The organism is Dyella sp. (assembly GCF_035508675.1).
Classification (GTDB): Bacteria; Pseudomonadota; Gammaproteobacteria; order Xanthomonadales; family Rhodanobacteraceae; genus Dyella_B.
The window spans coordinates 1-6,624 of record NZ_DATJMN010000304.1 but is presented as its reverse complement, the minus strand read 5'-3'; the positions used below and the strand labels follow the sequence as shown (position 1 = coordinate 6,624).

4 protein-coding genes and 1 tRNA gene are annotated in these 6,624 nt (G+C 61.7%); all 5 read right to left on the bottom strand.

The window, feature by feature from the left end; all coding sequences use genetic code 11:
• Positions 1–23 precede the first annotated feature (23 nt).
• The gene (locus VMA74_RS21580; protein WP_345786052.1) at positions 24–644 is read right to left on the bottom strand and encodes an RHS repeat-associated core domain-containing protein; all 621 of its coding nucleotides are present in this window, start codon (positions 642–644) and stop codon (positions 24–26) included.
• A 245-nt stretch (positions 645–889) separates the two neighbouring features.
• Positions 890–966: transfer RNA gene (locus VMA74_RS16170), tRNA-Asn, on the bottom strand.
• Positions 967–1,036: 70 nt separating this feature from the next.
• Positions 1,037–2,437, bottom strand: a complete 1,401-nt coding sequence (gene ppnN / locus VMA74_RS16165; protein ID WP_325368788.1) for a nucleotide 5'-monophosphate nucleosidase PpnN — start codon at positions 2,435–2,437, stop codon at positions 1,037–1,039.
• 211 nt (positions 2,438–2,648) lie between these two features.
• Entirely contained in the window at positions 2,649–5,123 is a 2,475-nt protein-coding gene (locus VMA74_RS16160; protein ID WP_325368786.1) for a TonB-dependent receptor, read from the bottom strand.
• A gap of 493 nt (positions 5,124–5,616) precedes the next feature.
• The coding region (locus tag VMA74_RS16155) for a GNAT family N-acetyltransferase (protein WP_325368784.1) at positions 5,617–6,624 on the bottom strand (1,008 nt) is incomplete at its 5' end.

Here is a 6,624-nt window from a genome sequence, read left to right as displayed (position 1 = left end):
GACGCAGCGCTTGTTCCTTGAACTCATCGCTGTAACGTTGCCGGGTCTGCTTCACGCCTGTCTTCTGCTTCATGGATCACCTCGGATAGCGAATTGAATCGCTTAACCGGGTGTCCGTGGAAGAGGGGCAAGATCAACCCGCCCAAATTTTTGCGGAGAGAAGCCCTTAGCTTGGCGTTTGTAATATGTGTAAGTGGCCCCCTGATACCTGGCGGATCAGCATCGGTTGCGACCTCACCGGCCCGACACGCATAGGGATCCCCGTTTGAACAAGCAGTCGCGTAGTAGTCTCGATAGTCGCCTGAATTAGCGTAAGCCGTCTCTTCGTCCGTGTTCCAACACCCTCTCGCATTGCAAGCCAAACCCAGGTAATCCAGAGAATTCAATGGGCGATTTGCAACGTAAGCATAAGTGTTAAGCCCACCATGCAATCCAGTTGGATCGCTCTGAACAAATCTACCTACATATGGGTCGTAGTATCGATTAACGTTGTAGACCCGTCCCGTCTCCGAATCAAAGTATTGCCCTGGGAAACGCAAATTGAGCGCGTAGGTACTCGTAGACGTTGGGGTGTTTTCGCCCCAGGCATTACCCTGATATGACCATTGCCAAATTATCGTTCCCAGAATCGGGGTCAGGTTCACTTATCCACTCATACGACGTGATATCTGTATCGCTACCGACGCAGAGAATTTCCCAATCTGTCGAGTGAGGCCACTCTTCAACGCCACCCCTGCAGGCATGGATTTCGCCAATCGGCGATCAGGTGACTTTTGAAGCTCGGACCTTGAATGCAGAGCCCCACTTCGAGCTGCACCGCCTTTCATGCGCCAGCAATGGCACCCAAAACGAAAAAGGGCCCGCCGCAAGGCAGGCCCTTCTCTGAATTTGGCGCCCGAAGTTGGACTCGAACCAACGACCCCCTGATTAACAGTCAAGTGCTCTAACCGGCTGAGCTATTCGGGCGGGGAGCTGCGTAGTTTGGGGAAATGGCCCGGGGCTGTCAAGCCGGGGCGGGCGGTATTCCTCAACGTATTCAGTTGGTAAGCACGCGGTAGCACGGTACGTAGGCGCTGCCGCCGGGGAGTTTCATGCGGTGTTGCTGGACGAAGGCCTGCAGCAGGCGGTCCAGGGCGCGCATGATTTCCGGTTCGCCGTCGATCTCGAACGGGCCGTGCTGCTCGATGGCGCGGACGCCTTCGTCTTTCACGTTGCCGGCGACGATGCCGGAGAAGGCGCGGCGCAGGTCGGCGGCCAGTTCGTGGCGGGGGCGGTTACGGTGAATGGCGAGCGCACGCATGGCCGTGTGCGTGGGCACGAAGGGCTGCTGGAAGGTCACCGGGATGCTCAAGGACCAGTTGAAGAAGAACGCGTCCTTGTTGTCCAGGCGGTGGTTGCGCACTTTGTCCACGCCGCGTACGGCGGTGTGCGCCACGGCGATGGGGTCGTCAACGATGATCTTGTAGTGCTGCGCCACGTCGTCGCCCAGCGCCAGGCGCAGGAAGGTGTCGATCTGCTCGAAGTAGGCGGCCGATTGTTTGGGGCCGGTGAAGATCAGCGGAAACGGAATGCCGGCGTTGTCCGGGTGCAGCAGGATGCCGAGCAGGTAGAGGATTTCTTCCGCCGTGCCGACGCCGCCGGGGAACACGATGATGGTGTGGCCCATGCGCACGAAGGCTTCCAGGCGCTTTTCGATATCCGGCATGATCACCAGCTGGTTCACGATCGGATTGGGCGATTCGGCGGCGATGATGCCGGGCTCGGTCACGCCGATGTAGCGGTTGTTGCGGCGGCGCTGCTTGGCGTGCGCGATGGTGGCGCCTTTCATCGGGCCTTTCATGGCGCCGGGGCCGCAGCCGGTGCAGATGTCCATGCCGCGCAGGCCGAGCTGGTAGCCGACGGATTTGGTGTATTCGTATTCGTCGCGCGAGATCGAGTGCCCACCCCAGCACACGGCGAGGTTGGGATCGATCTGCGGCTTGAGGATGCGCGCGTTGCGCAGGATCTCGAACACCGCGTGGGTGATGCCGACGGTGTCATGGAGATCGAATGTGCCCTGCTCCAACTGCGTGGAGACGTAGACGATGTCGCGCACCACCGCCACCAGCAGTTCGTTGATGCCGCGGATGATGTGGCCGTCGACGAAGGCCTTGGCCGGCGCGTGGGAAAGTTCGATCTTGATGCCGCGATCCTGTTGCAGCACCTGGATGTCGAAGTTGGGATATTGCTCGAACATGCCGCGCGGATCGTCGCCGACTTCGCCCGAGGTGAGCACCGCAAGCGCGCAGCGGCGCAGCAGGCCGTGCAGGCCGGAGCCGCTGGCATCGCGCAGGCGCACCACCTCGTTGCGGGAAAGAATGTCCAGGCCACCGGCAGGGGAAATGCGTGCACTTACCGTTGCGGGCTTGCCGGTTTTGTCGAGCGGGGTGTCGTTCATGTATCCATCGTCTCCTGGCGTTTTTGCCACCGTACACGGCTGTGATGGGCGTGGGCGGCCGCCTAGCATCTCGCTTCGAGGGGCACCGGGTCAATGCGAGCCACGCCCACAAAACAAACGCCCCGCGGCGAACCGCAGGGCGTGGTAACGCTTGGAACGATGTAGTCCAAGAACCCGCGCTGCGTGGGCAGCGCGGATTCGCGTGGCCTGCTTAGCGAATCGACACGCCGAAGGTCAGCATGTACGAACGCGGCTGCAGCAGACCGTAGTAGGCGGTGCTGTTGTACAGGTTCAGCGCCTTGCCAACGGCCGCACTGGAAAGGATCGGCGCGGAGCTGACGTAGGTAAACGCACGATGGTCGGTGAGGTTGCCAATGTTCAACTTCAGGTAGGGCTTGGTGAACCAGCTGCTCCAATCGGAGAAGCGATAACCGGCGCTGAAATTGAAGGTGGTGAAGCCGCCAACCGATTCGGTGTTCATGTAGTCGCCGTACAGCGAGCTGGTGGCGCGCGCACCGAGGGTGGCCCAGACGTGCGTATCGTCGTAGCCCACGCTGACGTTGCCGATGTTGCGGGCGGTGTCGGGCATGGTCTTGCCGTTGGTGGGGTAGATGCCCGGGCCGTTGCCGTTGTTGCTGTCGTACGGGCCGCCGTCCAGGTCACCGCGGATCTTGGCCTGGGTATAGGTGTAGGAGGTGTACAGGTTCCAGTTCTGGGCGAACTTCCAGCTCAGCTCACCATTGAAGCCCTGCATGTCCATGTGCGGGATGGTGGTGTAGATCTCGTCGTTGTTGACCGGGTTGTAACCCACTTCCTGCTTGTTGAAGTAGTTGCTGTGGTACAGGTCGACGTTGGTGGAGATGGCATCGCCGTAGTAGCGCCAGCCAAGGTCGGTGTTCCACGACATTTCCGGCGCGCCGTTGTTGACGCCCGCCAGCGCATCGAGGATGGCGGCGGTGTTGGACGGCACGCGGAAGGTCTTGCCGCTGCCGATGTAGAACTGGTTGCGCTCATCGAGCTGGAACTTGATGCCCGCGGTGGGCAGGAACTTGTGCCAGTTGTTGTTGAAGTCGGCAGAAGTCTGGGTGGTCGAGCCCGGGTAGTCGTAGCTGAAGCCCGTGCGCGTGGCGTACAGGTAGCTCACGCCAGCCACAAAGGTCCAGTAGTCGTTCGGCGTCCAGTTGTCGGTGACGAAGGCTTTCTTCAGCTCGGTGGTGGTGTATTCGTCATAGAACTTCTGCGGCGCGCCGCCGGTGGGGTACACCAGGTAGGACGAGTTGAGCCACACGTCGGCGGGCGTGCCGCTGTTCGGATCCACCAAGCCGAAGGTGTCGGCCTGGCTCTTGCGCGAACGCTCATACCAGAAGCCGTATTCCAGGCTGTTGTCCGTGCCGAAATCCTGGTTGAGCTTCACCAGCACGCCCGGGCGGTAGGTCAGCGCGGAGGAATACGAATACACCGTGCCACCGGAGAAGTTGGTCTTGCTGCTGTTGGTTACCGTGCCGTTGCCGTTGAGATCGATGTTGGCGTACAGGTACTTGTTGATCGGCGAGGTGCTTTCCTGCGCCAGGCCGCCCGCGCCGCCACCGCCGTCGCCGTACCAGAAGTACGGAATGACCGAGGCGTGGATGCTGTCGCTCAGCTTGAACTCGCCATCCATGCTGAACATGTAGCTGGAGTACGGATTGGTGTGCAGGCCGTAGTAGTTCTCGTCCGCGGTCGCGGCAGTCTTGAGCGCGGCACCCTTGAGATTGCTCAGCGGAATCCAGGTGGAGTTGTAGTTGTAGTCGTAACCGAGCTGCTGCGCCTGTGCCTTGGAGAGTGCGGCATACTCCAGGTTGCTCTGGCGGCTGTATTGCAGCGACGCGCTGATGGAGTTGTTGTCGTTGATGGTCCACACCGACTTGCCATCCACCTTGGACACGCGCAGGTCGCCCGCGCCGCGCCACATGTTGGCCGAGTTGTCGGAATAGGAGATCCACGAACGGATCGGACCGAGGTCGCCGGTGTTCAGGCGCACGAAGGTGCGGCGATAGTCGTTGTTGCCGAAGGTCTGGGTGATGTCCACGCCGCCCTGGTGCGGCGGGTCGATGGTGGCCCAGCCGATATGGCCGCCGCTGGCGCCGGAATCGGGCATGTCGATATCCGGAATGCCTTGCAGCACGGTGATATCGCCCATGTTTTCCGAGTCGCCGTATTCGGTGGCGTACACCGAGTAGCTGCCGGTGTCGGTGATCGGCGCGCCGTTCACCGTCATGCCGATGTCGGAGGAGTCATAGCCGCGCATGCTGTAGTGGCCGTTGGCCAGGCCGGTGACGTCGTCGGTGGCCGCATTGACGCCCGGGATGGAGCCGATCATCTGCGTGAAGTTGCTGCCGGGGCTGGCCTTTTCGATCGCATCGCGGGTGATCGTCGACACCGCCTTGGGCGCGATCTGCACCGACATCAGGCCGCCACCCAGCGACAGCGACTGTGCTTGCACCGTCACCTCGTTCATCTGCTTCACGTCGCGCTGCGTGGCGTTGGACGTGGTGGTGTTGGAGGTGCTGGATGCGTTGACGCGCTGCTGGGTGTTCGCGCTGCTCTGGCTCTGGGCCTGGTCGTTGCTGGCCGTCTGTGCCGCGGCGATGCCGGCGGATAGATAAAAAGCCATCGCGATCGCTGCGGAAAGATGCGTACGTTTCATGTAGAGCCCCGTAGTCCGATTATTGATTTGGTATGTGTCTCTGGCACCGCTTGCTGACCTTCGAACTTCGCTTGCGACAACACGGGTCGGCTGACCTGCTGACCTCGTCACACACAAAAAGGCTCTGGCTCATTTGTTACATGAGCCGGGTGGCCTGTTTGGAAACCTTGGTTTTTCCGAGGGACACGGCGCGAGGGCCGCGGCCCGGTGACTCAACCCTGGGCGACACACGTGTAAGCTAATTCGTACTTCATTCCTGCCATTCGCCTAAGCAACAGCAGGGTGAAATCGGTCACGTATCCTTAGCGATACCTTAGCATAATCGCATGCTTCCTTTACATGATCTTTACAGTTGCATCTCAACGGCGCAGCGCTTGAGGCCGGTCTGCCGCAGGAGCCCGTCAGGTGCAGATCAAGCTAAAAGCCGCCAGGCCCCGGCTTTCGCCGGGGCGACGGAAGTGCTGGAGAGGTCCGTGCTTAAAGCACAGCTCGCTCAGTCGCCCTTGCCAAGATAACGGGCGCGCTTGGCCGGCTTCAGGCGGGCGAGGTCGAGCATGACCAGGCCATCGACGCAGCCGGAGAAACCCGGGTCTTCGCCGAAGTCGAGGAACTGCACGCCATCGGGTTCGACCAGGTCCACGTACTGGCGATACAGCACGGGCAGGCTGACGCCCAGCGCATCCAGGTGATGGCGCAGCTTGCCCAGGCCGCTGGCCGGGTCCAGGCCTTCCAGCTCGCGGCGCACGCCTTCGAGCACGTCGGCGGAAACCTTGAACGGCTGGCGCGCCGAGGCCAGGCCCTGCACGCCGAAGTAATGCTGGTGCGCGGCGGCGATCCACTCGCGCGCCTGGCGCGGCAGGCTTACCGACATGCTGACCGGACCGAACAGGTAGCGCAGTTCCGGGTGGCGCTGCAGGTACAGGCCAATGCCCTGCCACAGTTGGTCCAGCGCGCGCGAACGCCAGTATGCCGGGGCGATGAAGCTGCGCCCCAATTCCAGCCCTTGCGCCAAGCGCGACTCCAACGCTGGCGAATAATTGAACAAGCTGGCGGTGTACAGGCCATTCATGCCGCGCTCGGTGATCAGGCGACCGCCATGACCGAGACGATAGGAGCCGACGATGCGCAGCGCTTTCGGGTCCCACAGCACCAGGTGTTCGTAGTGCGGGTCGTAGGCATCCAGGTCGCGCCGGGTGTTGGTGCCCTCGCCGACCTTGCGGAAGGTGAGTTCACGCAGGCGGCCGATTTCGCGCAAGGCAGCGCCATCGGTGGAGCCGCGCAGCACGATCAGTTGTTTGCCGTCGGCGAGATCGGCAAGCTTTTCGCTCTGCGCCAGTTCCTGCGCCACGCGATCGACCGATTCGGGATGCGCCAGCGCCACCTGTCCGCCGAAGATCAAGCCGCGGCGGCGGCCAATGCGATACACATGCCGGCGCATCAGGTCCGCTGCGCGTTGCGCATCATCGCCGCTGCGCTTGCTCAATTCTTCCGGGCTGATCAG

What these genes read in the sequence shown, in the direction of transcription:
- ppnN (WP_325368788.1), bottom strand. Translation starts at nt 2,437, where the DNA reads ATGAACGACACCCCGCTCGACAAAACCGGCAAGCCCGCAACGGTAAGT.
- VMA74_RS16160 (WP_325368786.1), bottom strand. Translation starts at nt 5,123, where the DNA reads ATGAAACGTACGCATCTTTCCGCAGCGATCGCGATGGCTTTTTATCTA.